Source organism: Streptomyces sp. 184 (genome assembly GCF_045781775.1).
Classification (GTDB): domain Bacteria; phylum Actinomycetota; class Actinomycetes; order Streptomycetales; family Streptomycetaceae; genus Streptomyces.
In genome coordinates this window covers 7,178,773-7,205,134 of the sequence record NZ_CP123230.1, presented here as the reverse complement: position 1 = coordinate 7,205,134, position 26,362 = coordinate 7,178,773, and the positions used below count along the sequence as shown (strand labels likewise).

Here is a 26,362-nt window from a genome sequence, read left to right as displayed (position 1 = left end):
CCGGGAGTTGAGCAGGGCGCCGCGGCTGCTGCCGCTGTACGCGCGGGCCGTGGTGCCGAAGCGGCGGGGGAGGGCGGCGTACGAACGGCGCCTCGTCCTGCCGGGCGTACGCCCCGACGCCGCGCGCCTGCGCCGCTACGCCGCCGTCTGCGGTTTCCCCGACGACGGGCGGCTCCCGGCCACGTACCCGCACGTCGTGGCCTTTCCGCTCGCCATGTCCCTCATGGCCGCCCGCGACTTCCCCTTCCCGCTGCTCGGCCTGGTCCACCTCGCCAACCGCGTCGAGCACCTGCGCCCCGTCGGCGCCGGCGAGCGGCTGACGTACGTCGTCGCGACGGGACCGGCGCAGTCGCACCCCAAGGGCACCGTGTTCACGGTCGCCGCCCACGCGCGGCTCGGCGGCGAGACGGTGTGGCGCTCCACGAGCACGTACCTGAGCCGCGGCCCCGGCACCGCGCAGCCGACCGCAGAGGACCCCGGGCCGCCCGGGCCCACGGTCGCGGCGCGGCGGGAGAGCTGGCACCTGCCGGGCTCGCTGGGCCGTTCGTACGCCGCCGCCTCCGGCGACCGCAACCCCATCCACCTGCACCCGCTGGCCGCCCGGCCGTTCGGCTTCCGGCGCGCGATCGCGCACGGGATGTGGACCAAGGCGCGCTGCCTGGCGGGGCTGGCGGACGAGCTGCCCGAGGCGTACGCGGTGGACGTGTCGTTCCGCGCGCCGGTGCTGCTGCCGGCGGAGGTCGGCTTCCGGGCGGAACGGCTAGAAGCGGCGGAACAGGCTGCACGGGCGGGCGGCGGCTGGGCGTTCGACGTACGCGGCGCGGACGGCGTCCGCGAGCATCTGCGCGGCGCCGTCTCACCCCTCGCCGGCTGACGGGTCCGGCGGCGTCCACGTCTCGCCGCCGAGCACGTTGCGCATGCCCACCCAGATCATGTTCATCAGCCGGCGCGTCATGCCCTCCGGGGACTCGGCGGGGTGCTCCGCCATCCAGTCGGTCAGCGCGTCCGCCGCGCCCACGATGGCGTGCGCGACGAACTCGGCGTCCTCGTCCCCCAGGAGGGCCGGCCCGCCGTTCTCCTCGATCCCCGTCCGCACCAGCGCGGTGACCTCCGCCATCACCGCCCGCCTGGCCTGCGCCGACTCCGCGGCGATGGCCGCGCTCAACTCGGCGGCGTGCCGGTGCAGTACGACCCAGCCGTCGCGGTGCTCGGAGACGAACGAGAAGAACGCCCGCAGCCCCGCGCGCAGCCGCAGCTCCGGTGTGAGCACCCCCTCGGCCGCCCCCTGGAACGCGGCCACCAGCCGCTCCGCCTCGCGCCGCAGGCAGGCGACGAAGAGCCCTTCCTTGGACTCCAGATAGAGGTAGACCATCGGCTTGGAGATGCCGGCCAGCTCAGCGATCTCGTCCACGGAGGCAGCGTGGTAGCCGCGCTTGGAGAAGACCCGTACGGCCACGTCGATGATCTGCTGCTCCCGCACCTGGCGGGGGAGCCGCTGCCTGCGCTTTTCGGTCACAGTTGCGAGCGTACTCTGCCGACTCCTATATTTAACTAGTCAGTAAGTCTACTGCTTGGTAAGAAAGATGGGGTGTGCAGATGGCCGACGACACGTCGGGTCTTCGGGACCTGAACCTCGCCGCGGTGTCTCCCGAGGAGTACGCGCGCATCGTCAGAGGGCTCTCGTCGCGGGAGATCGAGGAGCTGGCCCGGGACGAGGCGCTGCGCGCCAGGGTCGTCGGGGAGGTCTTCGGGCGGATGGCGCAGCAGTTCCAGCCGGAGAAGGCCGGGGAGCTGGAGGCGGTCATCCGGTGGAAGATCGAGGGCGTGACCGAGGTGGTGTACGAGGTCTTTGTCGCGGGCGGCGCCTGCTCGGTGCGGGAGGGGCGGGGCGACGCCCAGCCGCGCGTGACGCTGGAGATGGGCGACGAGGAGTTCCTGAAGGTCACCTCCGGCAACGCCGGGCCCGTCAAGCTGTTCATGACGCGGAAGCTGAAGGTCACCGGCGACGTGGCGCTCGCGCTCAAGCTGACGAGCATGTTCGACATCCCCAAGGCCGACTGAGCGCGGCGACCCCCGTCGCCCGCCCGTCCCGGCCCGGCGCCCTGCCCGGCGTGCCCCGGCCCGGCCCGCCGTCAGCCCGGCGGTTTGGTCGTACGTCCCGTGATCGGGCCGGTCGACGGCAGGTCCGCCTGGTCGCGCAGCCACAGCGCGCGCAGCGTCGCCTCCAGCGCGAACCGCCGGTCGGGCTCGGACAGTTGCGAGCCGAAGTGCTGCCCGAGCGACCGCATCCGGTAGCGCACGGTCTGCGGGTGGACGTGCAGTTGCTCGGCGATACGCCCCGCCGTGCCGCGCGTGGTCAGCCAGATCCGCAGCGTCTCCACCAGCCGTTCGCGCCGGCCGGTCGACACGGCGGCCAGCGGCTGGAGCTGGCGGCCGGCCATCTGCTCCACGAGGGCGGGGTCGGTCAGCAGCCACAGCGTGAGCAGGTGGTCCTCGACACGTACCGGCGAAGGCGCCCGGATCGCGCCCGACTCGACCATGTCGAGGGCCTGCCGCGCCCAGCGCAGCGAGTCCGCGGTCTTGTGCAGCGGCACGGTCAGGCCCACGGCCACGCCCACGGGGCCCAGCGCGACGTTCAGCGCCTCCCGGCGCTCCTCGTCGAACGGGCCGGGGATGAGCAGGTACGGGTGCGCGCCCGCCGTGTCCGCCAGGATGTCGTCGGGGAGCGCGGTCAGCGACGAGAGCCGCTCCGCGGGCATCAACGCGGCCGGCGTCACCTCGTCCGGCAGGTGCCAGCGGGCCTGCGCGGCGATGTCCTCGATCGTGTCGCGCGGCACCGGCGGCTCGGCGACCAGCGTCCGCAGCAGCCGCCGGCGCAGGCTCTTTTGCCGCTCCGCCGAGTCGGCCTCCGCCTGGAGGTAGCCCTCGCGGGCCAGCTCCGACAGCTCGTCGATGTAGGCGAAGAGCGCGTCGGCGAAGGCGTTCATGACGGGCGAGGCGAGGTGGTTGCGCTCGCCGACGACCATCGCGCGCCGCCACGCCAGCCGGCCGCCGATGCGGTACGCCGACTGGAGGGCGTCGAGGCTGCGGCCCTCCTGCGCCTCGTACCGGCCGAGTCTTCGGTGCACCTCGGCGAGGTTGACGGCCCGTTTGCGGGGCGTCGCGACGCGGTCGGTGAAGGTGTTCAGCGACTGGCGGACGCCGAGCCTGAGGGCGCGGTCGTACGCGTCGCCCTGCTGGAGCCCGTACTCGGGCACCGCGCGGCGGATGGCCGCGACGATCTCCCGGTAGAGGCTCGGTAACTCGGGCCGGATCAGCGCGGCCAGCTCCCGCGGCAGCGGCTCGGGCGGCTCGGCCAGTGCGATCGCCTGCACTTCGGACGGCATACGTCTACCCCTCACGCCGCCGGCGAGGCAGAGGACACCGACCCGGTGGGGGGTGTGCAAGTCAGATGCCCTCCGGTACGGGTGGTGCCGGCGGCTCACTGTTCGGATGAAGATCCGCGGGCGCCCGGGAGCGCGCCGGTGACCGCGGTGTTGCGCGTGGCGTGTCTCGTAACCGGAAACAACGTTGTAGCCCACACAGAGTGGATGCGGCACTACTCACCCGGCAAGCGCTTGTACGCATCTTTTGTACGGCGGTGATAGTTCCCCGGCCCCGCCCCGGGCGGCTCGCGCGGCGCTCAGGAGTCGTCGGCCCGCTGCCGCAGGTGCAGCGTCCGTACCGCGACCTCCACCGCGAACCGCTCGTCGTGGTCGTCCAGTTGCGCGCCGAAGAGCTGGTGGAGGCTGCGCAGCCGGTAGCGCACCGTCTGCGGGTGCACGTGCAGCAGCCGCGCCATCCGCGCCGCCGTGCCGCGGGTCGTCAGCCAGACCCGCAACGTGTCGACCAGCCGGTCCCGGCGGACCGGCGTGTGGCCGGCGAGCGGTGCCAACTGGCGGCGTGCCAGCTCCTCGGCGAGCGGCGGGTCGGCCATGAGCCACAGGGTCACCAGATGGTCGTCGCAGGCGAACACCGGCCCGTCGCGGACGATGCCGGTCTCCGCGTGCGCGAGCGCCTGCCGGGCCCAGCGCAGCGAGTCCGCGGACCTGCCGAGCGGCACCGTCACGCCGATGGCGGCCCGGCAGCCGGCCAGCGCCGCGTCGAGCACGGTCCTGCGCTGCTCGGTCAGGCGCCCAGGGACGAGCAGGTGCGGCTGCGGGTCGGAGAGTTCGACCAGCACGTCGGGCGGGAGCGACGCCGGGTCCGGGCGGCGGTCCGCGGCCACCGCCACGGGCGTCGCCACCTCCGGCAGCGGCCAGCCGACGCCCTCGGCGAGTTCGGTGACCGCGGGGTGGGCCAGGGGCGGCGTGCCGCCGGCGAGCAGCAGCCGCAGCAGCCGCCGCCGGCGCGCCTCGGCGTCCTCGGGCCCCGACTGCGCCTCCAGATAGCCCTCGCGGCACAGCTCCTCGATCGAGTCGACGTGGGCGAAGACGGCGTCCGCGAACATCGCCATCAGCGTGGGGGACATGTTGTAGCGGGCGCCCACCGACTTGGCGCGGCGCAGCGCCACCCGCGCGCCGATGCGCAGCGCCGAGCGCAGGTACTGGAAGCTGCGGCCCTCGTACGCCTCGAACCGGCCCAGCCTTCTGCACATGTCGTCCCTGCGGGACGTCGAAGATTTCGGGTTCGCCACCTGCTCGACGAATGTGGAGAGATTCTGTTCGACGCCCTGCTGCAATACCTCGCCGTACGGGCCGACCAACAACTGGTCGTATTCCGGGATGGCTCTCCTGATCTCCTGCGAGATTTCCTCGACAAGGCTCGGCAGTTCCGGTCGCATGATCGCGGCGAACTCGGGCGGCAGCGGCTCGGGCGGCTCGACGAGTCCGGCGGCGGGTCCTGCGTCTGGCATCTGCATGACTCCTCCCACCCCGGGGCGGAGCGCCGGTCGGCCGGGCTCCGTTGCGGGCGGTGCGTGAGACGGGGTGGTGCGACAAGTGGCGCGTCGGGGCGGTGCGGCAGGGCGGTGGAACGCGGGCGTAGCGACGGGGCGTTGGGGCGGTGCCGTGCCACGCGCGCGGCCGGGGTCGCCGGACGGCGCTGGTCAGCGGGCTGCCGGCGGGACGGCGTCCGGGATCGGCGCGGCCTGCGCGGGGTGCGGGAGGCGGTCGGCCCGGGGGCGCGGCGCTCGGCGGGGCGGGACCGGTCGGCGGCGCACACGTGCCGCGCACCAGCATGCGGGGCGGGGCGGCCGGGCGGGAGGGGAACGGCCGCGATTGCGCACTCGGCGACAAACTCCGGTGGCCCGATGCTGCGTAGCTGACAAGAAAATACGCTGCCGTAACAAAGTTCCCCGATTCCCGAGCCGAGGTATTGCGTTCACTTGTTACTCGTGCGTAGCGTACCCATCTGCAAGGCGCTGGTCGGGGCATCCTTTGTGGTCCGCAAGCCGGGCCGGATCGCTCCACGGTTTCGATTTGCCGCGCGCCGTCCGCTCCCGGGAGGCGGATGGCACAGCGGCGCAGAACCGTCACTTCAACTCACGAGGGGAATCGCAGTGCGAAGACTCACGAGAAGCGCCGCAGTCGCAGCAACAGCCGTCGTGGCCGCTGCCGGCTTCACCGTCAGCTCCGCCTCCGCGACCGCGCAGGCGACCTGGACGGTCGCTCCGGGAGGGCCGTTCACCGCCCACTCGGGCAACACGCAGCTCGCCGTGCCCAACGCCGTTCTCACGTGCAGCGACTCGGACGCGGTCGGCACGCTGAAGAGCGGGTCGGGGCTCGACGGCGCCGGTATCGGCGACATCGACAACCTGACGTTCACGAACTGCTCCGTGGCCGGCATCCTGTTCACGGTCGACACGTCGAGCGCACTTCCCTGGAAGCTGAACGTCACGGGCGTCGACCCCAACAACTCCAACCGGGTGCTGGGGTCGATCTCCGGGATCGTCGCGAAGATCGCCGACCCGGACGGCATCTGCACGGCGACCTTCGCCGGACCCTCCGGGCCCACGGCCCCGGGGACGGTCACCGGGTACTACGACAACGGGACCGACCAGCTCGTGATCCAGGACGGCAACCTCACCGCCCACAACGCGAACTGCCTCGGCATCATCAACAACGGCGACCACGCCGCGTTCACCGGCAACTACGACGTCTCGCCGGCCCAGAACATCACGCAGGACTGACGCCCGTCCGGCCTGCCGGCCCGGGGCAGCGGCCGACCGGAGTTCCCGGTCGGCCGCCGCCCCGGGCCCACGGCGTTCCCCTCCACGTCAGAAGGAGTCCGATGAGTCCACGTACCGGGCGGCTCACCGTGATCGCTGCCGGTGCACTCGTCGCCGGGCTGCTCCCGGCCGCCGGCTCGGCGGCGCAGGAGGGGACCGTCACGGTCTCCGTCGGCTACGTGTGCGAGCCGGCCGGTGGCGCGGCCGCCGACCTCCCGGTCGAGTTCACGGGCTCCTTCCCGGCGTCCGTACGCTCCGGAGAGGCCATCCGCCCCGGCGACCTGACGATGTCGGCGACGCTGGGCGGCGGCCTGCTGGACGGGCTGCCGGCCGACGAGGGCGCGACCGTCGCCGGCTCCGCGGCGGTCGCCATGAGCGTGGCCCAGGGGCAGGAGTCCGCCGACTACCCGTGGGCGGGAGCGACCGCGGAGCCCGCGGAGGTGGCGGCCGACGGCACGGCCACCGTGTCGTTCTCCGGCGGGATGTCGTCGGCGACGGCCGGCGGCTCCGGCGATGTGGTCTTCACCCTGGGCTCGTTGACGCTGGAACTCCAGGTGACCCCGCCGGCGCCGGACGACACCTCCCCGCCGCCCGCCGATCCCGCGTCCCCGCCGGACAGCACGGGCGGCACGGGCGGCACCGGCGATCCCACCGACCCGGCAGACCCGGCCGCGACGACCCTCACCTGCGTCCTCGCGGACGGCCAGGACGCCACCCTGGCGACGGTCGCCGGCCCGGACGGCGCGGGCACCCCGGGCGGCGAGGACGGCGGCGGCAACGGCGGCGACGGGCAGGGCACCCCCGGTGACGCGGGCGGGCGGCCCGGCGGCGCGGGCCCCGACGCGGAAGCGGCGCCCGGGGAAGACCCCGCCGAGACAGGCGCGGTCACGCCGTGTCCCCCGGGCCAGCCGCCGACCGCGGAGCTGGACCCGGACCGGCTGATCGAGCCTCCGCCCGGCACGACGCTCCTCACCCTGCCGGGCGTCTACACCTGCACCGCCGCGGCCGGCATCGTGAACTCCAAAAAGCTGGACGGCGCGCTCATCGCCAACGATCCGAACGCCCCCACGCTCGACAGCGTTCGCGTGCTGCTGAACAAGCAGATGATTATCTCGCCCGGAAACTTCTACAACGGCACCCGGAACGTCGCCGAGTTCACCCTGCCCGATACCGAGGCGACGTTCCTCACCTTCGGCTTCATGCCCGTCACGGGGAAGGTCGAGTTCACGAACGAGCCCATGACCATCGTCACAGAGCAGGGCTCCTCGATCGACACCAACAAGACCACGGCGGGCTTCTACCAGGCGCTCAGGGTGTACGACGTGAAGGTGAACGGGGTGCCGCTCGACGTGGGCGACGACTGCCGTACGAGCGAACCCCTCGACGTCGTACTGAAAGGCATGTACCCGGAATACCGGGTCTTCACTGGAGGCACGCTGAGAAGCCTCGTCACGGTGCCGCCTTTCACCGGCTGCGGCACCGGCGGGGAGGATCTGGACCCCGTCTTCACCTCGGCCCTGTCGGGCCCTGGAAACTACGTAGAACTGAAGCAGTCGCCGCTGTGCACGATGCCGTGTACGCCGGCGGTCCCCGAACTGCCCGCCCACGGCTGAAACACGAGACCCGCCCGGGTTCCTTCCGCGAAGGAATCCGGGCGGGCCGTCGTGGCCGGGCGTCAGCCCGTCGGCGCCTGCGCGGCACCGAGTTTCAGGCTGATGGTGTTCCCCTCGCTCGGGATGATCGCGTTGATCACGGGGGTGGCGAGCAGGCAGTGCTCGAAGTCGGGAATCGTGTACGTGCCGCTGAGCGTGCCGCCGCGGAACGCGTTGAATCCCGGCTCCGACTTGAGGGCTATCTCGGCGGGCACCTCGGTCTGGCAGCGGCTGCCGACCCAGATGGGCAGCCCGGCGACCTTGAGTTCGGTGATCCGCAGCGTGAGCTTCGAGACCGTGTTGACCTCGCCGGTCGCGTTGTCGATGGTGCCGGCGGTGGGCTCGGTCTCGATGAACTCGGTGGTCGCCGTCGCCGGGATCAGATCGAGCGTCTTGAAGGAGCCGGTGGCCGGCGGGAGCTTGGTGTTGGCGCTGAGCGCACCGGTGGACAGGTCCACGGTGGTCTCCAGCTTGCCCGGGCCCAGTTCGAGGTCCGAGTCGGTGCCCGCGAGGTGCGTCGTGCCGGTCAGCGGATAGTCGAGCCGGACGGGCGCGGCGTTCGCCGTGCCCGAGGTGGCGACGGTGAAGCCCGCCGCCGCGAGCAGCGCCAGCACCGCGCGGCTCAGATTCCGCTGCCCTCTCGATAGAGTCAACCGTCTGGCCATCGAGAATCTCCTCAATGTCGTTTGGGGGAGCCCGGGTTGGTTACTGCCGACTGTCGGCGTGGGAATGCTACGCGCCAGTAATAAGGCTGGCAATGAGCCCGGTGCGGAGATCTCGGAATTGCCGGACTCATTGTCATCCGGTGAGAATCCAGGCCGGGTGATGTGTTGCCGGGTGAGTGTCGGCGGGCGCAACGGGCGCGTTTGTCATCCGGTGATAAAGCGGCGGGCCCGATTGCTCAGCCGACGACAAGAAAATACCGGCTGGTAAGGAGGCGGGTACTTTCCCTGCCACGGCTATTGATTCGCCGGTTACCCGTGCGTAGCGTCTCTCCCCGCAGGTGCTTGTGCAGCCCGTCCCCCAGCAAGGCCGCACCGCAGAAGTCGTGTCCGCCGCAGCGCGGATCTCGTAGGCGCAGAGGCCGCACCGGCTGCTGCGGGACCCCTCATGGAGTGATGCACGCATGTGCACGGCAGAACACGCGTCGCGCAGCAGCCGGGCCCGTCCCGCCGCTCCTTGCTCACTCGGAGACAAGGCCGCCCCCCGGGATTGTCAACGGATGCCAGTCGTCGCCTGCGACCGGCGCCCGCGGACGCCGGCTGTGCTGTGCTGTGCCCGCACCGGAGTTGACGGGACCGGCCGGGGTGTACACGGCCGCCGCCGCGCACCCGCCAGGGGGCTGTGATGGGAATCGAAGTGGTCGTCGACGGCCTGACGAAGTCCTTCGGCCGCCAGAACATCTGGCGCGACGTGACGCTGACGCTGCCCGCCGGCGAGGTCAGCGTGATGCTGGGGCCGTCCGGCACCGGCAAGACCGTGTTCCTGAAGTCGCTCATCGGCCTGCTCAAGCCCGAGCGGGGGCACGTGCTGGTCGACGGCGTCGACATGGTCAACAGCCGCGAGCGCGACGTCTTCGAGGCCCGCAAGAAGTTCGGGCTGATGTTCCAGGACGGCGCGCTCTTCGGCTCGATGAGCCTCTTCGACAACGTCGCCTTCCCCCTGCGCGAGCACACGCGCAAGAAGGAGTCCGAGATCCGCCGCATCGTCATGGAGCGGATGGACCTGGTCGGCCTCGGCGGCGCGGAGGGCAAGCTCCCGGGCGAGATATCCGGCGGCATGCGCAAGCGGGCCGGGCTGGCCCGCGCGCTCGTCCTCGACCCGGAGATCGTGCTGTGCGACGAGCCGGACTCCGGTCTGGACCCGGTGCGTACGGCGTTCATCTCGCAACTGCTCATCGACGTCAACGCGCAGATCGACGCGACGATGCTGATCGTCACGCACAACATCGACATCGCCTCCACCGTCCCCGACAACATCGGGATGCTCTTCCGCCGCAACCTCGTCACCTTCGGGCCCCGCGAGGTGCTGCTCACCAGCGAGGAGCCGGTCGTCTCGCAGTTCCTCAGCGGCAGCCGGCTCGGCCCCATCGGCATGTCGGAGGAGAAGGACGCGGCGACCCTGGCCGCCGAGGGCTTCGACGCCGCCGCCTCGGGTACGGGTCCGCGCGAGATCGTGCCGCAGCTCGAACCGTCGCCCGGGATGCCGCCCCGGCAGGCGGTGGACCGGCACCGCGAGCGGGTCCTCGGCATGCTGGCCCAACTGCCGTCCGCCGCACGCCAGGCCATCGTCGCGGGCATCGGGTCCTCGGTCGCGCACGCGCAGACGCTGACCATGCCCGCGCCCCCGCGGGAGCGGCCATGACCGCGACCCTGCCGCCCCCACCGCACCCGCCGGACCCGCCGGACCCGGATCCCGGCGAGCCGCCCGAGCCCGCCGCGCCGCCGGAGCCGGTGCGCCCGGCCTGGTCCGTGCCCGGCGCGGGTGCGCTGCGCGAGACGGGCAAGCTCTTCGCGCTGGCGCTGTCGGTCGCCCGGCTGGCGTTCAAGAGGCCGTTCCAGTTCCGCGAGTTCGTCGAGCAGTTCTGGTTCATCGCCAGCGTGACGATCCTGCCCGCGGCCCTGGTGTCGATCCCCTTCGGCGCCGTGATCGCCCTCCAGGTCGGCTCGCTCACCCAGCAGTTCGGCGCGCAGTCCTTCACCGGCGGCGCCAGCGTCCTGGCGGTCATCCAGCAGGCGTCGCCGCTCATCGTGGCGCTGCTGATCTCCGGCGCCGGCGGCTCGGCGATCTGCGCCGACCTCGGCTCCCGGAAGATCCGCGAGGAGCTGGACGCGATGGAGGTCATGGGCGTCTCGCCCGTCCAGCGGCTCGTGGTGCCCCGGGTGCTGGCCACGATGGGCGTCGCGGTCCTCCTCAACGGCCTGGTCTCGGTCGTCGGCACCCTCGGCGGCTACTTCTTCAACGTCATCCTCCAGGGCGGCACCCCCGGCGCGTACCTCTCCAGCTTCTCCGCCCTCGCACAGCTTCCCGACCTCTACATCAGCGAGATCAAGGCGCTGATCTTCGGGTTCATCGCCGGCATCGTCGCCGCCTACCGCGGCCTCAACCCCCGCGGCGGCCCGAAGGGCGTGGGCGACGCGGTCAACCAGTCCGTCGTCATCACCTTCCTGCTGCTGTTCTTCGTCAACACGATCCTGACGTCGATCTACCTCCAGGTCGTCCCCCCGAAGGGAGGCTGAGCGATGGCCTTGGCCCAGAAGGACGACACGGCGGGGGAGCACGACCCGGCCCCCCGGCGCCTGCGCCCCGGCAGAATCCTGGACCGCGGGCTCTCCTGGCTCGACCAGGCCGGCGACCAGCTCATCTTCTACGTACGCGCCCTGCTGTGGACCCCGCGCGCCGCCCGCCGCTACCTCAAGGAGGTGCAGCGGCTGCTGGCCGAGGTCGCCTTCGGCAGCGGCGGCCTCGGCGTCATCGGCGGCACCATCGGCGTGATGTTCGCGATGACCCTGTTCACCGGCACGGTCGTCGGCCTCCAGGGCTACGCGGCCCTCAACCAGATCGGCACCGCCGCCTTCACCGGCTTCGTCTCCGCGTACTTCAACACCCGCGAGATCGCCCCGCTCGTCGCCGGCCTCGCGCTGTCCGCCACGGTCGGCGCCGGCTTCACCGCCCAGCTCGGCGCGATGCGGATCAACGAGGAGGTGGACGCGCTGGAGGGCATGGGCGTGCGCTCCATGCCGTACCTCGTCACCACGCGCATCATCGCCGGGGTCGTGGCGATCATCCCGCTCTACGGGATCGGGCTGCTCAGCTCCTACCTCGCCTCGCGCGCCGTGACGGTCCTCTACAACGGGCAGGCCGCGGGCACGTACGACCACTACTTCAACCTCTTCCTGTCCCCGACCGACGTGCTCCTGTCGTTCATGAAAGTGCTGATCTTCAGCGTGATGGTGATCCTCGCGCACTGCTACTACGGCTTCCGCGCCACCGGCGGCCCCGCCGGCGTCGGCGTCGCCGTGGGGCGCTCGGTGCGTACCGCGATCGTGCTCATCGCCGTCACCGACTTCTTCCTCAGCCTGGCGATCTGGGGCACCACGACCACGGTGAAGGTGTCCGGATGAGCGGCGCGCTGGAGACGACGGGCCGCAGGGCCGCAGGGCTGGTGTTCCTGCTGGTGATGGCGCTGCTGGTGTGGCTGTCGGTGGCCGTCTACAACAAGGAGTTCACCGAGACCGCGACCGTCACGGTCGAGACCGGCAGCGTCGGCAACGAGATGCACCCGTACGCCGAGGTGAAGATGCGCGGCGTCGTCGTCGGCGAGGTGCGGGAGATCTCCGCGGCCGACGGCGGGCGGACCGCCCGGCTGACGCTCGCCCTCAAGCCCGGGCAACTGGACCGCATCCCCGCGGACGTCTCCGCCCGGATGCTGCCCACCACGCTGTTCGGCGAGCGGTTCGTCTCCCTGGTCCCGTCCGGGGACATGGGCGGGGAGGAGGACGGGCCCGGCGGCGGGCAGGAGGCCGGGGCCGCGCCGGCGGCCGGGACGCTGGCGGCGGGCAGCGTCATCCCGCAGGACCGCAGCGAGAACGCCATCGAGCTGGAGCAGGTCCTCGACAACGTGCTGCCGCTGCTCACCGCCGTGAAGCCGGCCAAGCTGTCCGCCACCCTCACCGCGATGTCCGACGCGCTCGACGGCCGCGGCGAGAAGCTCGGCGACACCCTCGTCGAGCTGGACGCCCACCTGAAGGAACTCAACCCGCACCTGCCGACGCTCAACCGGGACATCCGCGAACTGGTCGAGTTCGGCCACCTCTACGCGGACACCGCCCCCGAGCTGATCAACGCGCTCCAGGACGCGACGACCACCAGCGGCACCATCGCCGAGAAGGCCAAGGACCTCAGCGCCCTCTACGGCACGGTGACGACCACCTCGCAGGATCTCGACACCTTCCTGGAGCAGAACCGGGAGAACATCATCCGGCTGTCCGCCGAGGGGCGGCCCACGGTGGAGAAGATCGCCGAGTACTCGCCGTCGTTCCCCTGCACGCTGCGTACGCTCGCCGACTTCGTGCCCGTCATGGACAAGGCGCTCGGCAAGGGCACCGACCGGCCCGGCCTGCACGTCGACGTCGAGGTGCTGCCCGAACGCGGCAAGTACGTGCCCGGCCGGGACACCCCGCGCTTCGACGCCGGCGGCGGCCCGCGGTGCTACGGCGTCCCGTACACCGGCGCGCCCGCACGGAGCGGCGCCGCGGCGGGCAGGCCGCAGTCCGCGAAGACGCTCACCACCGACGACGACGCCCTCGGCCTGCCCAACTCCCCGGCGGAGAACCAGCTCGTCAACGAACTCCTCGCGGCCGGCACGAAGAGCGCGCCCGCCGACCTGCCCGACTGGTCCAGCGTGCTCGCCGGCCCCGTCTTCCGCGGCACGGAGGTGCGGCTGAAGTGAACAGAAGCAGCCTCGCGGGACCCCTGGTCAAGTCGCTCGTCTTCATCGTGGTCACCGCGCTCGCCACCACCGCGCTCGCCTTCTCGGTCGCCAACACCGGCGTCGGCCCCACCGACGGCTACAGCGCCCGCTTCACCGACGTCACCGGCCTCGTCGAGGGCGACAGCGTGCGGGTGGCGGGCGTGAAGGTCGGCGAGGTCGAGTCGATCGAGCTGAGCGGACGGCGGCACGCGCGGGTGGAGTTCACCGTACGGGAGGGACGGGAGCTGCCCGCCTCCGTCAACGCCTCGGTCAAGTACCTCAACATGGTCGGCCAGCGCTACATCGATCTGGAGCAGGGCGAGGGGCCGGTCGGCGCGTCGCTCGCCCCCGGCGGCACCATCCCGCTGGCGCGCACCCGGCCCGCGCTCGACCTCACCCAGCTCTTCAACGGCTTCCAGCCGCTCTTCCAGGGGCTGTCGCCCGAGGACACCAACAAGCTCGCGCAGGAGATCGTCCAGGTGCTCCAGGGCCAGGGCGGGACGGTCGACAGCCTCGTCGAGACGGTCGCCTCGCTGACCACCACCCTGGCCGCGAAGGACAAGGTGATCGGCGAGGTCATCGACAACCTCACCGAGGTGGTGGAGACCGTCAACACCCGCGAACAGGACTTCAACGACCTGCTCGTCACCCTCCAGGAACTCGTCTCCGGCTTCTCCGACGACCGCAAGCCGCTCTTCCGCGCCGTGGACGCCATGGGCGACCTGACGACCAGCACCGCCGGCCTCGTCCGCGACGGCCGCGCCCCGCTGAAGGAGGACATCCGCCAGCTCGGCCGGGTCTCGGACCGGCTGGCCGACAACGCCCCGCTGGTCGCCGACTTCCTGGAGCAGACGCCGGTCAAGATGGGCACGCTGGGGCGGCTGGCCTCGTACGGCTCCTGGTTCAACCTCTATCTCTGCGAGGCGAAGGTCGCCGGCGTGAGCACGTACGACGGCAGCGATCCGCCGACCGGGATCTCCGTGACCCAGCCGAGGTGCGAGCGATGAGACTGCCCGGCCTGAAACCCGTACGCGAACGCAATCCCGTCGCGGTGGCGCTGGTGGGACTGCTGGTCCTCGCCCTGGGCGGGCTCGCGGCGTACCGCGCCGACGCGCTGCCCGGCGTCGGCGGCGGCACCACCTACACGGCCCACTTCTCCGAGGCCGCCGGGCTGCGCGCCGGCGACGAGGTGCGGGTCGCGGGCGTGAAGGTCGGCGAGGTGGACGACGTCGGGCTCGACGGGGCCCGGGTCGCGGTCGACTTCACGGTGCGCGACGCCTGGATCGGCAACCGGACCACCGCCGCCATCGCCATCGAGACGCTGCTCGGCGAGAAGTACCTGGCCGTGGACCCGCTGGGCGACGCCCGGCAGGACGCCGACCAGCCGATCCCGGTCAGCCGCACCACGTCCCCGTACGACGTCACGCAGGCGTTCCAGGACCTGTCGTCCACCGTCGGCGAACTGGACACCGACGCGCTCTCCGAGAGCTTCCGGGTGCTGTCCGAGACGTTCGAGGACACCCCGCCCAACGTGCGCAAGGCGGCGACCGGCCTGGCCGACCTTTCGAAGACGATCTCCTCCCGGGACGCCGAGCTGGCCCGGCTGCTGACCGGCAGCAACCAGATCACCAAGACGCTGGAGAACCAGAACGACACGTTCGAGACGCTGCTGAAGGACGGCAACGACCTGCTCGCCGAGGTACGCGCCCGGCGCGACGCGATCCACGCCCTCTTCACCGGCACCCGCGACCTGGCGAAGGAGCTGGACGGGCTGGTGGAGGACAACGAGAAGCAGCTCGGCCCGACGCTCGACGCCCTCGACCGGATCACCGGCGTCCTTCAGGACAACGAGAAGAACCTCGACAAGGCGCTGGCCACGGCCGGCCCGTACTACCGGCTGGTCGGCAACACCCTCGGCAACGGGCGCTGGTTCGACAGCTACCTGTGCGGGCTGGTGCCCAAGGACTACGCGCCGGACGTCGTGCCGGACGCCGGGTGCAAGCCGCCCAAGCCGAAGGGGGGCCGCTGATGCGACGGCCGGGAACGGGCGCGGCCGGGCGGATACGCGCCGCCGCGGGCCGGCTGCGGGGCCGCAGGGCGCTCGCGCTGGTGGTGACCGCGGCGCTGCTGGCGGCCGCGGGCACCTGGGGCGTACGGGCACTCACGGGCCCCGAAGGCAAGGCGGTCACCGCCTACTTCGACTCCGGAGTCGGCCTCTACGGCGGCTCGGACTTGAGGATCCTGGGCGTCAAGGTCGGCACCGTGGACTCCGTCGAGCCCGCGGGCGACCGGGTGCGCGTCGAGCTGACCCTCGACCACGACGTCAAGGCGCCCGCGAACGCGCAGGCGGCGGTCATCGCGCCGAGCGTGGTCTCCGGCCGCTACGTGCAGCTCAGCCCCGCCTACTCCGGCGGGCCCGAGCTGGCCGACGGCGACGAGATCCCCGTCGAACGCACCGCCACCCCCGTGGAGATCGACGAGCTGTACGCCTCCCTCACCGAGCTGAGCGACGCCCTCGGCCCCGACGGCGCCAACGCCGCCGGCGAGCTGAGCGACCTGATCGGCACCGGCGCCCGCAATTTGGACGGCAACGGCAAGGAGATCGGCGACAGCATCGACCAGTTCGGCGACGCCACCCAGACGCTCTCCGGCCGCAGCGACGAGCTCTTCGCCACCATCGAGAACCTCCAGGGCTTCACCTCGATGCTCAAGCGCAACGACAAGCAGGTGCGCGACGCCGAGCAGCAGCTCGCCGACGTCGGCACCTTCCTCGCCGAGGACAAGGACGAACTGGCCGCCGCGCTGAAGGAACTCGGCACGGCCCTCGGCCGGGTGCAGGGCTTCATCGAGGACAACCGCGGCCGGATCAAGGACAACGTCGGCAAGCTCGCCTCCCTCACCCGCACCCTCGTGGACAACCGGGCCTCGCTCGCCGAGGCGCTGGACACCGCGCCGCTGGCCACGGACAACCTGCTGCGCGCCTACAACCCCGGCAAGCGCACCATCGACGGCCGCGGCAACCTCAACGAGCTGAGCATGGGCGGCACCCCGGACGCCGGGGCCGCGAACCCCGGCACCGGCACCGAGGGGCTGGTGCCGGCGCCCGCGGAGCGGCGCGCGGAGCTGCCCGGGCTGCCGCTGCCCGCCGTCGGCGACGTCTACGGCACGCCGGAGCAGGGAGGCGCGCGATGAGATGGCACGTCAAGCCGGTCGTCGGGCTCGTCGCCGCGGCGCTCGTCCTCGCCTCGCCGCTGGTGGTGATGCGGGTCTACGAGAACGCCGACGTCGAGTTCACCGGCATCCAGGATCTGCCGCTGCCCGGCGGCGCCGACCTCGGCGACCACCCGTACGAGGTCACCGCCGAGTTCGAGGACGTGCTGAGCCTCGTGCCGCAGTCCGCGGTACGGGTCAACGACGTGGCCGTCGGCCGGGTCACCGACATCGAGGTGGCCGACGACGGCTGGACTGCCATGGTCACGATGAAGGTCAACGGGGACGTGCGGCTGCCGCAGGGCGCGTACGCCCGTATCGAGCAGTCGAGCCTGCTGGGCGAGAAGTACGTCCAACTGATCGCGCCGCCCGAGAAGAAGCAGGTCGACGCGCAGCCGGCGGGCGCGCTCGGCACCGCCCCCGGCGACGCGACCACGGCCGTGCTCCCCGACGACACGAAGGCCGACATCCCGCTGGCGCGCACCAACCGCAACCCCGAGGTCGAGGAGGTCTTCGGCGCCCTGTCGATGCTCCTCAACGGCGGCGGCATCGAGCAGTTGCGCACCATCAGCCGGGAGCTGAACGACGCGCTCGACGGCAACGAGCCGCAGGTCCGCTCCATGCTCAAGCGCGTCGACACCCTGATGACCAGCCTCGACGACAACAAGGACGGCATCACCGACGCCCTCGACAGCGTCAACCGGCTCTCCGCCACCCTCGCCACCCGCAAGACCGCGATCGGCACCGTGCTCGAAGACCTCAGCCCCGGCATGAAGGTGCTGGAGGAACAGCGCGGCGCGCTGGTCACCATGCTGCGCGAGCTGGACGGGCTCTCCGACGTCGCCGTGCAGACCATCGACGCCAGCAAAGAGGACATGATCGCCGACCTCAAGGCCCTCGGCCCGGTGCTGAAGAACCTCGCCGACGCCGGGCAGGCGCTGCCGGCCTCGCTGGAGGTGCTGTTCACCTACCCCTTCACCGACGAGGTGCTCAACGGCGTCAAGGGCGACTACCTCAACATCTACCTCGCGGTGACCGCACCCTCCGGTACGCAGATCATCCCGCCGCTCACCGAGGACCCCATGCCCCACTCCGCCGACCCGGGCGGCGCCCCCGCCGGCTCGGCCCTGTCCCTGCCGCTGCCGTCCGTGCCGCCCACGTCGCCCGGAGCCGGGACCTCGTCCCCGGACCCGGACGACCCGGCACCCGGCGACACCGGATCGCCGGACCCGGGATCCGCGACGCCCGGCGGCGGCGACCCGTCGAACGGCTCCGGCACGCCGCCGGATTCGTCGTCCGGCAGCCCGCCCGCCACGGAGCCGGAGTCGCCGGCGTCCGGCAGCAGGTCGCCCGGGGGTGAGAGCCGGTGATCACCCGGTCCGTCATCGTCAAGAACATCGTCTTCGCCGTCGTCGCGGTCCTCGTCATCGGGTACGTGGGCGTGCGCTACGCCGACCTCGGACGCTACGTCGGCATGCGCGACCACTACACCGTGCGCGTCGAACTCGCGGAGACCGGCGGGCTGTTCACCCATGCGGAGGTCACCTACCGCGGGGTGTCGGTCGGGCGCGTCGGGCCGATCGAGCTGACCGACACGGGTGTCGAGGCCGAACTCCACATCCGCGAGTCGGCGCCCCCGATCCCCACCGACCTGACCGCCGTCGTCGCCAACTACTCCGCCGTCGGCGAGCAGTACATCGACCTCAAGCCCGCCGGCGACTCCGGCCCGTACCTCGCGGACGGCGCGGTCGTCGGCCGCCAGCACACCGCGACGCCCGAACCCGTCACCAACCTCCTCACCAGCGTCGACTCCTTCGCCACCTCCGTCGACACCGCCGAGCTGCGCACCGTCGTGGACGAACTCGGCGACGCCTTCGCCGGCCAGGGCGAGAACCTGCGGCGGCTGCTGGACACCGGCAGCGAGTTCGTCCGCGCCGCCGACCGGGCGCTCCCTTACAGCACCCAGCTCATGATCGACGGCGAGACGGTGCTGCGCACGCAGAACGAGTCCGGCGAGGCGCTGAAGGAGTTCGCGGACGGCGCCGAGGAGCTGACCGCGCAACTGGAGCGCTCCGACGGCGACCTGCGCCGCGTCGTCGAGGCCGGCCCGGGTGCCGCGACCCAGATCACCGGGCTGCTGCGCGACCTCGACCCGAGCCTGAGCGTGCTGCTCGCGAACCTCCTGACCACCTCGGAGATCGCGGTCACCCGGCAGGACGGCCTGGAGCAACTGCTCGTCCAACTGCCGCAGGTGGCCGCCGCCGGCTCCACCGCCATCACCCCCGACGGGGCGCGCTTCGGCCTCGCCCTCAGCTTCTTCGACCCGCTGCCCTGCACCCAGGGGTACGGATCCACGACGTACCGCAACGGGCTCAAGACCAGCCCGGCGGGGTTCAACACCGCCGCCCGCTGCACCGCCCCGGCGTCCAGCGGCTCCGGCGTCCGCGGCTCCGCGCACTCCCCGGGCGGCGGCGCGGTGCCGAAGCCCGCCGAGCCCGGATCGGGCCTGGCCGACGACCGGCCGGGCACCCGCGCCGCGCCCGGCACCCTGCCCGGCGCGCTCGGCCTCCCCGCGGTCGGGGACGGGCCCACCGACATGGCCGGGCTGCTCGGCCTTCAGGAGGCGCGATGAGCCCGCAACGCCCGTACGCCCGGACCGCGCCGCACCCGCGGACGCTCGCCGCCGCGCTCGTCGTCGCGCTGGTCCTGGCCTTCGCCGGGTTCTCCGCCTGGCGCTACGCCGCCGCCGCGACCCGCGACGACCTGGACTTCGGCCGCGAGCGCGACCGCGTGCTCGCGGCGAGCCAGGAGCACGTCGGGACGCTCAACAGCATCGACGGAGCCGACCCCGAGGCGGGCCTGGCGCGCTGGCTGGACGCCACCACCGGGCCGCTGCACGAGGACCTGCGCCGGTCGCAGGCCGCGAGCGCCGACGCCTTCGAACGCTCCGGCGTCACGGCCCGCGCCACGGTCACCGACGCCGCCGTCACCGAGCTGGACACGCGCGCGGGCACAGCGAAGGCCCTGGCCACGCTGCGGGTGGAGACGCGCGGCGGGGCGGACGGGGTGCGTACGGACCGCAAGCGGTTCGAGGCGGGGCTGGAGCGTACGGCGGACGGCTGGAAGATCGCGTCGCTCACCGCGATCACCGTGGAGGGGAGCGGGACATGAGCCGGGACAGCACGGCGGGGACCGCGGTCACCGCGCGCGAGCCGGAGCCGGAGGAGCCCCAGGAGCACAAGGAGTCGCAGGAGCCGGAAGGGCCCGCGGAGTCCGGGGGTCGGGAGCGTACGGACCGTACGGGACCCGGCGCGGCCCGGCGGCGGTGGCGGGCGGCCGGCGTCGCGGCGCTGGTCGTGCTGCTCCTCGCCGGCACCGGGCTCCTCGTCCAGGCCGCCCGGCTGGACGGCGACGACGCGCTGGCCAACCGGGCGCTGACCGACGCCGCCGGCACCGCCGCCGTCACCGGCGACGTCAGCAACACGCTCAGCAAGGTCTTCTCGTACACACCCGAAGACCCCGGCGTCACCGCCAGGGACGCCGACGAACTCCTCGCCGGCCGGGCCCGCGAGCAGTACCGGCAGCTCTTCGGCCGGATCCAGCGGCGCGTCGTCTCCCAGGAGCTGACGCTGACCACCCACGTCGTACGCGCCGGGGTGGTCCGGCTCGACGGCGACGACGCCACGCTCCTCGTCCTGCTCGACCAGATCACCGAACGCAAGGGCAAGGACCCGACGAGCGCCGGCGCGCAGCTCTCCGTGACCGCCGAGCGGCAGGACGGGCACTGGCGCATCACCGACCTGAAGTCCCGCTAGCGAAAGGGCGGACCGACGTGAGCCTGAGGAAGAACCCCCTGCTGACGCTGGCGCTCGTGGCGGCGGCGCTGGCGGCGGTGCTCGCGGCGTGGGCGGGGACCTCCTGGTACGCGGCCGCGAACGACGACACCGCGGACTTCGCCGCCTCCCGGGACGACGCGCTGGCCGCCGCCCGGCAGGCCGTGACGAACCTCAACACTCTCGACCACCGCGAGCTGGACAAGGGCCTCGACCGCTGGGAGGACTCCGCCACCGGCGAACTCCTCGCCCAGCTCCAGAAGGGGCGCGAGGGGTTCGAGGAACAGGTGCGCAAGGCGGAGACCGTGACCACGGCGGAAGTGCTGTCGGCGGCGCTGACCGAGCTGGACGACCGTACCGGCCGGGCCGACGTGCTCCTCGCCGTCCGCATCACGGTCGCCGCGCCCGGCGAGAAGCCGCAGGCCAAGGAGAGCCGGATGCTCGGCGAGGTCACCCGCACCGGCGACGGCTGGAAGCTCAGCGCGCTCGGCCAGGCGCCGGCGGGCGACTCCGCGGGCGGCGACGCGGGCGAGGGCTCGGGCGACGGCTCCGGCCAAGGAGCCGACCAGGGCTCGGACTCGGGCCCGGACCAGGGCTCGGACCCGGGCCGCGCCGGCGAAGCCGGACAGTGAACTTCCGGAGAGGACCGCACAGATGTCGACCACCCGCCACCTGATCAACCGGCGCCGCCGCACCGCGGCCCCCGCCGAGGAGCCCCCGGCCCCGGGCCGCCGGCAGGCCCCGCCCGCGGTACGGGCCAGGACCCGGCCCCGGCCCGCGGCCCGGCCGGCGGAGGGCGCAGGGAAGCAGAGCCCGGCCCCGTCCCGCCGGCCGCCGCGCGGCGCGGGCGGCAGGGACCGTAGCCCCGGCTCCCGGTCCGGCGCCGCGACCCGGTCCGGCTCCGCGTCCGGGCCGGCAACGGCGCGGCGCGGCGGCCGGCTTGCCGCGGCGCTGGGCGCCGCGGCCGTGCTGCTCGGCTGCTTCGCCGCGTTCGCGGCCGTGCAGGCGAGCGGGGGCGACGACCCGGCCGCCGAGAACGCCGCGCTCGTGGACGCGCCGCTGACCAGCGAGGTCAAGGGCGCTGTCGGGGAGGCCGTGGAGGCGGTCTTCTCCGTCGACTACACCGACCTCGGCGAGAACACGAAGGCCGCCCGTACGTACCTCACCGGCAGGGCCGTCGACCAGCACCGGCAGATGCTCGCGGACGTACGCGAGCAGGCCCCGTCGCAGAAGCTCGTCCTCACCACCACGGTGACCGACTCGGCGGTGGAGCTGGCCGGCGACGGCGGGGCCCGCGTGCTGGTCTTCGCCGACCAGCGCAACACCCGTACGGACACCGACGAGACGTCGTACGGCGCCGCCATGGTCGCCGTGGACGCGGTGAAGGACGGCGACAGGTGGCGGATCTCGAACATCGACACCTTCGGCTGACGGCACGACGACCACGGCACGCCCCGCAACCCTCGACTTCCGCCGGGAGGCAGGTCCATGGCTTCACTCAGCAGGATGCGCCACAGCGTGGCGACGGCGGCGCTCGCGGCGGCGGCGACGGTCGCGCTCACCGCCTCGCAGGCGCCGGGCGGCGAGATCGGCCGGTCGTCCGGCGGCGGGGCGGAACACCGGCTCGACACCGTGCCCGTGCTGCCGCCCGGCACCCCGGGCGACGGGCAGTACCACACCGAGATCCCGCCGCTCCAGGGCATGGACCCGGTCGTCAGCACGCAGCCGACGCCGCCCGCGGTGATCGAGCAGCAGTCGGGCATCCCGGCCACCGTGCTCGCCGCCTACCGGCAGGCGGAGCGGCGGCTCGCGGTCGACGACCCCGGGTGCGGGCTGCCGTGGCAACTGCTCGCCGCCATCGGCAAGGTGGAGTCCGGCCACGCCCGCGGCGGCGCGGTCGACGCGGACGGCACCACCCTGACGCCCATCCTCGGGCCGGTCCTCGACGGCAACGGCTTCGCGAACATCTCCGACACCGACGGCGGCCGGTACGACGGCGACACCGGCTACGACCGGGCCGTGGGTCCGATGCAGTTCATCCCGTCGACCTGGGCGGGGTGGGCCGCGGACGGCAACGGCGACGGGCGGACCGACCCGAACAACGTCCACGACGCGACGCTGGCGGCCGGCCACTACCTGTGCGCGGGCGCGCGCGACCTCACGGTGGCGGCCGATCTGGACCGGGCGATCCTCAGCTACAACTACTCGCGGGACTACCTGAACACGGTGCTGGCCTGGCTGGGCTTCTACCGCTCGGGCGTGCACGCCGTACCGGACGGCAGCGGCGTGCTGCCGGCCAGCTCCGGTGCGGGCAACCCGGATTCGGTGCCGCCGAAGGGCAGCCGCAAGGCGCCGGGCGGGTCCGGCGGCGGCATCGTCGTCGGCCCGCGGCCGAGTCCGTCGGACGGCGGCCCGGGGGGCTCGGAGGATTCGGGCGGCGGGTCGGGCGGCTCCGGCGGTCCGGGTGACAGCGGCGGCACCGGCGACCCCGGCGACACGGTCGGCGGCGGCGACTCCGGGGGAGACTCCGGCGGCGACCCGAGCCCGGGCCCCAGCCCCAGCGACCCGGACGACAGCGGCGGCACCGGCGACCCCGGCGGCAGCGGCGACCCGGGCGGCGACCCCGGCGGCGGCACGGGCGACCCCGGCGACCCGGACCCGAGCGACAGTTGCTCCGCCGACCCGGACGAGTCGCCCTCGCCCAGCCCCGACGAGCCCGGTCCTTCCCCGTGCCCGGACGACTCCACCTCGCCCGACCCGTCGGGCACGACCTGACCGGGCGCTACGGGCGGCCCTCGGCGCCCGGCTCCCGGGTGGCGGAGGCCGGCGTGCAGGGCCGCGTACTCCCGCCCGGGGAGCCGCGGGCGGCTCGCCCGGCCGGTGGGCGCCATGGCGCCGGCCGGGCGATCCGCCCCGATGTCGTCGCCGGCACGGCCGGGACGGCGTGCGGTCGGCTCAGGGCACCAGCGTGGCGTTGAGCGTGATGTTCTTGACGCCCGCCAGCGCCTGGCTGACCGGGCAGTTCTTCTTGGCGTCCTCGGCGGCGGTCTGGAAGTCCTCCTCGGACAGCCCCGGCACCTTCGCCTGCACGGTCAGCACGATGCCGGTGATGCCCTCGCCGGGCTGGAACGTCACGTCGGCGCTGGTGTCGAGGGACTCGACGGTGTGGCCCTTGCCCGCCAGGCCGTGTGAGAAGGCCATGGAGTAGCACGCCGAGTGCGCCGCCGCGATCAGCTCCTCGGGGCTGGTCTTGCCGCCGGGCTCGGCGGAGCGCGCCGGCCAGCTCACGTCGTACGTGCCGATCTTGGAGGACTCAAGGGCGACGGTGCCCTTGCCCTCCAGCAGGTTGCCCTCCCAGTGGGTCTTCGCGGTGCGGGTGGTTGCCATGGCGGTCAGCCTCCGAGTCTGGAGCGAAAGACGGTACGTGCCCCAAGTTATCGGTGCCGGGGCGCCCGGGCGCGTCCGGGCCGCGGCCGGGGGCACGCGTGGCGCAGATCACACTCGGACCGGGAAATAGCGGGGAGTGCCTCCCCGTTTAGCTGGTGTCCGAGAGAAACGGGGAGTCAGTCCCCGGAAGCCACCAGGGAGGCCACCATGGGTACGGGCAAAGGCGCCACGCTCCCCGAGCAGCGGCAGCCGCGCATGCGTGCCGACGCCTCCCGCAACCGCGAACGGATCATCGGCGCCGCCCGGGAGGCGTTCGTGGAGTGGGGCCCTGACGTCCCGCTCGACGAGATCGCCCGCCGTGCCGGCGTCGGCAACGCCACCGTCTACCGGCACTTCGCCGACCGCCGCGAGCTGATCCTCCAGGTGACCCTGGAGTCCATGCGCCGCGTCACGGAGCTGGCGGAGGCCGCGCTCACCGACGACGCCGAGGCGTTCGACGCGCTGCGGGCCTTCGTGCACCGGGGCGCCGACGAGCGGATCGGGTCCCTGTGCCCGCTGCTCGCGGAGGGCTTCGACCACACGGCACCCGAGGTGGTCGCCACCCGCGAACGGCTCGATACCGCACTGGAGAACCTGATGGCGCGGGCCCGCGCCGAGGGCACGCTCCGGGCGGACGTGGGCGTCGGCGACCTGATGGTCGCGCTCGCCCAGCTCACCCGGCCGCTTCCCGGTCTGGAGTGCGGTGTGGGCTTCGACACGTACGTGCACCGCCACCTCGACCTCTTCCTCGACGGGCTGATGAATCCTGCCAGGTCAACGCTGTCCGGCAGCGCCGCCACCTTCGAGGCACTGCGTCGGAGAGGCTCGTGAAAATGAGGTGATCCGCGAGCGATGAGTCTGTTCTGATCATCGAGACTCTTCTTCCGCCGCCTGTGGCGATTCGCACCTGTTCGCACCTACTTCGTACCTAATCGCGCAAAGATCAACCCCTGAACTCGAATGGTGGGTACCCCCATGCCAGAAACGGCACTACAGCCGGATCCGAGGCGCTGGAAAGCCCTCGCGTTCATCGCTGTGGCCCAGTTGATGGTCGTGCTCGACGCGACCATCGTGAACATCGCGCTGCCCTCCGCGCAGGAGGACCTCGGCATCTCCGACGGCAACCGCCAGTGGGTCATCACGGCCTACGCGCTCGCCTTCGGCGGCCTGCTGCTCTTCGGCGGCCGTATCGCCGACATCTGGGGCCGCAAGCGCACCTTCATCACCGGCCTCGTCGGCTTCGCCGTCGCCTCCGCACTGGGCGGCGCCGCGACCGGCCAGGCCATGATGTTCGGCGCCCGCGCCCTCCAGGGCGTCTTCGGCGCCCTGCTCGCGCCCGCCGCGCTGTCCCTGCTCGCCGTCCTGTTCACCGAGGGCAAGGAGCGGGCCAAGGCGTTCGGCATCTACGGCGCCATCGCCGGTGGCGGCGGCGCCGTCGGCCTGATACTCGGCGGCGTGCTGACCGACTACCTGAACTGGCGCTGGACGTTCTTCGTGAACATCCCGTTCGCCGTGGTCGCCGTCCTCGGCGCCATGGCCGTCATCCACGACCCGAAGGGCAGCCGGAACCGCTCCTCGCTCGACATCCCGGGCGTGCTGCTGGCGACCACCGGTCTGGTGGCGCTGGTGTACGGCTTCACCCGGGCCGAGTCGCACGGCTGGACCGACGCCCTGACGATCGTCATGTTCGTCGCGTCCGTGGTGCTGCTGGCCGCGTTCGTGGCGGTGGAGTCCCGGGTCAGGAACCCGCTGCTGCCCCTGCGCGTCCTGCTGGAACGCAACCGCGGCGGCGTCTACCTGTCGCTCGGCCTCGCGGTCATCGCGATGTTCGGCGTCTTCCTGTTCCTCACCTACTACCTCCAGATCGTCAAGGGCTACAGCCCGGTCAAGACCGGCCTGGCGTTCCTTCCGATGATCGTGGGCATGATCATCGGCTCGACGCAGATCGGCGCCCGGCTGATGACCCGCGTGCAGCCGCGGCTGCTGCTCGTGCCCGGCTTCCTCGTCGGCGCGCTCGGCATGCTGCTGCTGGCCCAGATGGAGCCCGGCAGCTCGTACGCCGCGGTCGTCCTGCCCGGCCTCATCCTGCTCGGCCTCGGCCTCGGCACGGCGTTCATGCCGGCCATGTCCCTGGCCACCTTCGGGGTGGAGCCGCGGGACTCCGGCATCGCCTCGGCGATGGTCAACACCTCGCAGCAGGTCGGCGGCGCCATCGGCACCGCGCTGCTGAACACGATCGCGGCCAGCGCCACGACCGACTGGATCTCCTCGCACGGCTCCGAGGCCCGCACCCTGGGCCGCGAGGGCTTCGCGAACTCCGCGGCCGTGCACGGCTACTCCACCGCGATCTGGTGGGCGGTCGGCATCCTGGTGGTCTCCGCCGCCATCGCGTACACCCTCGTCACCGCCCGGGCCCAGTCGGGCCACGAGACGGTCAGCGGCGGCAAGGGTGCGGAGGACGAGGTGCCGGCGCCGGTGATGGTCCACTGACGGCGCGGACGCACTGACTCAAAGGAGAGTTCAGGGCTGAGCCAAGGCCCCTTTCCGTTCCTCGGGGGGA

The 26,362-nt window shown here is 72.7% G+C and carries 25 protein-coding genes; 20 read left to right on the top strand and 5 right to left on the bottom strand.

What is annotated here, in order from left to right; all coding sequences use genetic code 11:
- Positions 1 to 7 precede the first annotated feature (7 nt).
- Positions 8 to 874, top strand: coding sequence for a MaoC family dehydratase (locus QBL21_RS30595; RefSeq protein ID WP_407565472.1), 867 nt, complete (start codon positions 8 to 10; stop codon positions 872 to 874).
- On the opposite strand, the gene QBL21_RS30590 is transcribed toward QBL21_RS30595, so the two are convergent.
- Positions 857 to 1,516, bottom strand: coding sequence for a TetR/AcrR family transcriptional regulator (locus QBL21_RS30590; protein WP_407565471.1), 660 nt, complete (start codon positions 1,514 to 1,516; stop codon positions 857 to 859). The genes QBL21_RS30595 and QBL21_RS30590 overlap by 18 nt on opposite strands.
- An 80-nt stretch (positions 1,517 to 1,596) precedes the next feature.
- Between QBL21_RS30590 and QBL21_RS30585 the strand changes: the two genes are divergently transcribed.
- Positions 1,597 to 2,061, top strand: a complete 465-nt coding sequence (locus QBL21_RS30585; protein ID WP_407565470.1) for an SCP2 sterol-binding domain-containing protein — start codon at positions 1,597 to 1,599, stop codon at positions 2,059 to 2,061.
- 71 nt (positions 2,062 to 2,132) lie between these two features.
- Here QBL21_RS30585 and QBL21_RS30580 read toward each other — a convergent pair whose 3' ends face one another.
- Both QBL21_RS30580 and QBL21_RS30575 read right to left on the bottom strand, forming a co-directional pair.
- Positions 2,133 to 3,386, bottom strand: a complete 1,254-nt coding sequence (locus QBL21_RS30580) for a helix-turn-helix domain-containing protein (protein WP_407565469.1) — start codon at positions 3,384 to 3,386, stop codon at positions 2,133 to 2,135.
- Positions 3,387 to 3,682: 296 nt separating this feature from the next.
- Positions 3,683 to 4,894: a helix-turn-helix domain-containing protein gene (locus QBL21_RS30575; RefSeq protein ID WP_407565468.1), complete on the bottom strand. Its 1,212-nt coding sequence runs from the start codon at positions 4,892 to 4,894 to the stop codon at positions 3,683 to 3,685.
- Between the two features lie 690 nt (positions 4,895 to 5,584).
- Between QBL21_RS30575 and QBL21_RS30570 the strand changes: the two genes are divergently transcribed.
- On the top strand, positions 5,585 to 6,169 hold the full coding sequence (locus tag QBL21_RS30570) for a hypothetical protein (protein WP_407565467.1): 585 nt from the start codon (positions 5,585 to 5,587) through the stop codon (positions 6,167 to 6,169).
- Between the two features lie 101 nt (positions 6,170 to 6,270).
- Positions 6,271 to 7,821 (top strand): DUF6801 domain-containing protein, encoded by a 1,551-nt coding sequence (locus QBL21_RS30565; RefSeq protein ID WP_407565466.1) that lies wholly within the window; start codon positions 6,271 to 6,273, stop codon positions 7,819 to 7,821.
- 62 nt (positions 7,822 to 7,883) lie between these two features.
- On the opposite strand, the gene QBL21_RS30560 is transcribed toward QBL21_RS30565, so the two are convergent.
- Positions 7,884 to 8,474: a hypothetical protein gene (locus QBL21_RS30560; protein ID WP_407566615.1), complete on the bottom strand. Its 591-nt coding sequence runs from the start codon at positions 8,472 to 8,474 to the stop codon at positions 7,884 to 7,886.
- 733 nt (positions 8,475 to 9,207) lie between these two features.
- Between QBL21_RS30560 and QBL21_RS30555 the strand changes: the two genes are divergently transcribed.
- Genes QBL21_RS30555 through QBL21_RS30490 form a run of 14 tightly spaced genes read left to right on the top strand, consistent with a single transcriptional unit; the run spans position 9,208 to position 23,151 of the window.
- Entirely contained in the window at positions 9,208 to 10,224 is a 1,017-nt protein-coding gene (locus QBL21_RS30555) for an ABC transporter ATP-binding protein (protein ID WP_407565465.1), read from the top strand.
- On the top strand, positions 10,221 to 11,099 hold the full coding sequence (locus QBL21_RS30550; RefSeq protein WP_407565464.1) for an MlaE family ABC transporter permease: 879 nt from the start codon (positions 10,221 to 10,223) through the stop codon (positions 11,097 to 11,099). The genes QBL21_RS30555 and QBL21_RS30550 overlap by 4 nt, the downstream gene beginning before the upstream one ends.
- A 3-nt stretch (positions 11,100 to 11,102) precedes the next feature.
- Positions 11,103 to 11,984, top strand: a complete 882-nt coding sequence (locus QBL21_RS30545) for an MlaE family ABC transporter permease (protein ID WP_407565463.1) — start codon at positions 11,103 to 11,105, stop codon at positions 11,982 to 11,984.
- Positions 11,981 to 13,312 (top strand): MCE family protein, encoded by a 1,332-nt coding sequence (locus QBL21_RS30540; protein WP_407565462.1) that lies wholly within the window; start codon positions 11,981 to 11,983, stop codon positions 13,310 to 13,312. Before QBL21_RS30545 ends, QBL21_RS30540 begins: the two co-directional genes overlap by 4 nt.
- Entirely contained in the window at positions 13,309 to 14,340 is a 1,032-nt protein-coding gene (locus tag QBL21_RS30535; protein ID WP_407565461.1) for an MCE family protein, read from the top strand. The genes QBL21_RS30540 and QBL21_RS30535 overlap by 4 nt, the downstream gene beginning before the upstream one ends.
- Positions 14,337 to 15,362 (top strand): MCE family protein, encoded by a 1,026-nt coding sequence (locus QBL21_RS30530; RefSeq protein ID WP_407565460.1) that lies wholly within the window; start codon positions 14,337 to 14,339, stop codon positions 15,360 to 15,362. The genes QBL21_RS30535 and QBL21_RS30530 overlap by 4 nt, the downstream gene beginning before the upstream one ends.
- Positions 15,362 to 16,525: an MCE family protein gene (locus tag QBL21_RS30525; RefSeq protein WP_407565459.1), complete on the top strand. Its 1,164-nt coding sequence runs from the start codon at positions 15,362 to 15,364 to the stop codon at positions 16,523 to 16,525. The genes QBL21_RS30530 and QBL21_RS30525 overlap by 1 nt, the downstream gene beginning before the upstream one ends.
- On the top strand, positions 16,522 to 17,913 hold the full coding sequence (locus QBL21_RS30520; RefSeq protein ID WP_407565458.1) for an MlaD family protein: 1,392 nt from the start codon (positions 16,522 to 16,524) through the stop codon (positions 17,911 to 17,913). The genes QBL21_RS30525 and QBL21_RS30520 overlap by 4 nt, the downstream gene beginning before the upstream one ends.
- Entirely contained in the window at positions 17,910 to 19,175 is a 1,266-nt protein-coding gene (locus QBL21_RS30515; RefSeq protein WP_407565457.1) for an MCE family protein, read from the top strand. The genes QBL21_RS30520 and QBL21_RS30515 overlap by 4 nt, the downstream gene beginning before the upstream one ends.
- Positions 19,172 to 19,714, top strand: a complete 543-nt coding sequence (locus QBL21_RS30510; protein WP_407565456.1) for a hypothetical protein — start codon at positions 19,172 to 19,174, stop codon at positions 19,712 to 19,714. Before QBL21_RS30515 ends, QBL21_RS30510 begins: the two co-directional genes overlap by 4 nt.
- Complete coding sequence (locus QBL21_RS30505) at positions 19,711 to 20,358, top strand: hypothetical protein (RefSeq protein WP_407565455.1); 648 nt, start codon at positions 19,711 to 19,713, stop codon at positions 20,356 to 20,358. The genes QBL21_RS30510 and QBL21_RS30505 overlap by 4 nt, the downstream gene beginning before the upstream one ends.
- A gap of 17 nt (positions 20,359 to 20,375) precedes the next feature.
- The gene (locus tag QBL21_RS30500; RefSeq protein WP_407565454.1) at positions 20,376 to 21,008 is read left to right on the top strand and encodes a hypothetical protein; all 633 of its coding nucleotides are present in this window, start codon (positions 20,376 to 20,378) and stop codon (positions 21,006 to 21,008) included.
- 22 nt (positions 21,009 to 21,030) lie between these two features.
- Entirely contained in the window at positions 21,031 to 21,807 is a 777-nt protein-coding gene (locus tag QBL21_RS30495) for a hypothetical protein (protein ID WP_407565453.1), read from the top strand.
- 57 nt (positions 21,808 to 21,864) lie between these two features.
- Complete coding sequence (locus QBL21_RS30490; protein ID WP_407565452.1) at positions 21,865 to 23,151, top strand: lytic transglycosylase domain-containing protein; 1,287 nt, start codon at positions 21,865 to 21,867, stop codon at positions 23,149 to 23,151.
- A 180-nt stretch (positions 23,152 to 23,331) separates the two neighbouring features.
- On the opposite strand, the gene QBL21_RS30485 is transcribed toward QBL21_RS30490, so the two are convergent.
- Positions 23,332 to 23,763 carry an OsmC family protein gene (locus QBL21_RS30485; RefSeq protein WP_407565451.1) on the bottom strand — a complete coding sequence of 144 codons (432 nt, stop codon included), beginning with the start codon at positions 23,761 to 23,763 and terminating at the stop codon, positions 23,332 to 23,334.
- A 207-nt stretch (positions 23,764 to 23,970) separates the two neighbouring features.
- Between QBL21_RS30485 and QBL21_RS30480 the strand changes: the two genes are divergently transcribed.
- Positions 23,971 to 24,633 (top strand): TetR/AcrR family transcriptional regulator, encoded by a 663-nt coding sequence (locus QBL21_RS30480; protein ID WP_407565450.1) that lies wholly within the window; start codon positions 23,971 to 23,973, stop codon positions 24,631 to 24,633.
- 144 nt (positions 24,634 to 24,777) lie between these two features.
- The gene (locus tag QBL21_RS30475) at positions 24,778 to 26,292 is read left to right on the top strand and encodes an MFS transporter (protein WP_407565449.1); all 1,515 of its coding nucleotides are present in this window, start codon (positions 24,778 to 24,780) and stop codon (positions 26,290 to 26,292) included.
- Positions 26,293 to 26,362 lie beyond the last annotated feature (70 nt).

Coding starts and splice junctions, on each gene's coding strand:
- QBL21_RS30475 (WP_407565449.1), top strand. CDS start 24,778: ATGCCAGAAACGGCACTACAGCCGGATCCGAGGCGCTGGAAAGCCCTC.
- QBL21_RS30580 (WP_407565469.1), bottom strand. CDS start 3,386: ATGCCGTCCGAAGTGCAGGCGATCGCACTGGCCGAGCCGCCCGAGCCG.
- QBL21_RS30540 (WP_407565462.1), top strand. CDS start 11,981: ATGAGCGGCGCGCTGGAGACGACGGGCCGCAGGGCCGCAGGGCTGGTG.
- QBL21_RS30565 (WP_407565466.1), top strand. CDS start 6,271: ATGAGTCCACGTACCGGGCGGCTCACCGTGATCGCTGCCGGTGCACTC.
- QBL21_RS30520 (WP_407565458.1), top strand. CDS start 16,522: ATGAGATGGCACGTCAAGCCGGTCGTCGGGCTCGTCGCCGCGGCGCTC.
- QBL21_RS30495 (WP_407565453.1), top strand. CDS start 21,031: ATGTCGACCACCCGCCACCTGATCAACCGGCGCCGCCGCACCGCGGCC.
- QBL21_RS30530 (WP_407565460.1), top strand. CDS start 14,337: ATGAGACTGCCCGGCCTGAAACCCGTACGCGAACGCAATCCCGTCGCG.
- QBL21_RS30525 (WP_407565459.1), top strand. CDS start 15,362: ATGCGACGGCCGGGAACGGGCGCGGCCGGGCGGATACGCGCCGCCGCG.
- QBL21_RS30510 (WP_407565456.1), top strand. CDS start 19,172: ATGAGCCCGCAACGCCCGTACGCCCGGACCGCGCCGCACCCGCGGACG.
- QBL21_RS30490 (WP_407565452.1), top strand. CDS start 21,865: ATGGCTTCACTCAGCAGGATGCGCCACAGCGTGGCGACGGCGGCGCTC.
- QBL21_RS30485 (WP_407565451.1), bottom strand. CDS start 23,763: ATGGCAACCACCCGCACCGCGAAGACCCACTGGGAGGGCAACCTGCTG.
- QBL21_RS30585 (WP_407565470.1), top strand. CDS start 1,597: ATGGCCGACGACACGTCGGGTCTTCGGGACCTGAACCTCGCCGCGGTG.
- QBL21_RS30555 (WP_407565465.1), top strand. CDS start 9,208: ATGGGAATCGAAGTGGTCGTCGACGGCCTGACGAAGTCCTTCGGCCGC.
- QBL21_RS30575 (WP_407565468.1), bottom strand. CDS start 4,894: ATGCCAGACGCAGGACCCGCCGCCGGACTCGTCGAGCCGCCCGAGCCG.
- QBL21_RS30505 (WP_407565455.1), top strand. CDS start 19,711: ATGAGCCGGGACAGCACGGCGGGGACCGCGGTCACCGCGCGCGAGCCG.
- QBL21_RS30545 (WP_407565463.1), top strand. CDS start 11,103: ATGGCCTTGGCCCAGAAGGACGACACGGCGGGGGAGCACGACCCGGCC.
- QBL21_RS30480 (WP_407565450.1), top strand. CDS start 23,971: ATGGGTACGGGCAAAGGCGCCACGCTCCCCGAGCAGCGGCAGCCGCGC.
- QBL21_RS30550 (WP_407565464.1), top strand. CDS start 10,221: ATGACCGCGACCCTGCCGCCCCCACCGCACCCGCCGGACCCGCCGGAC.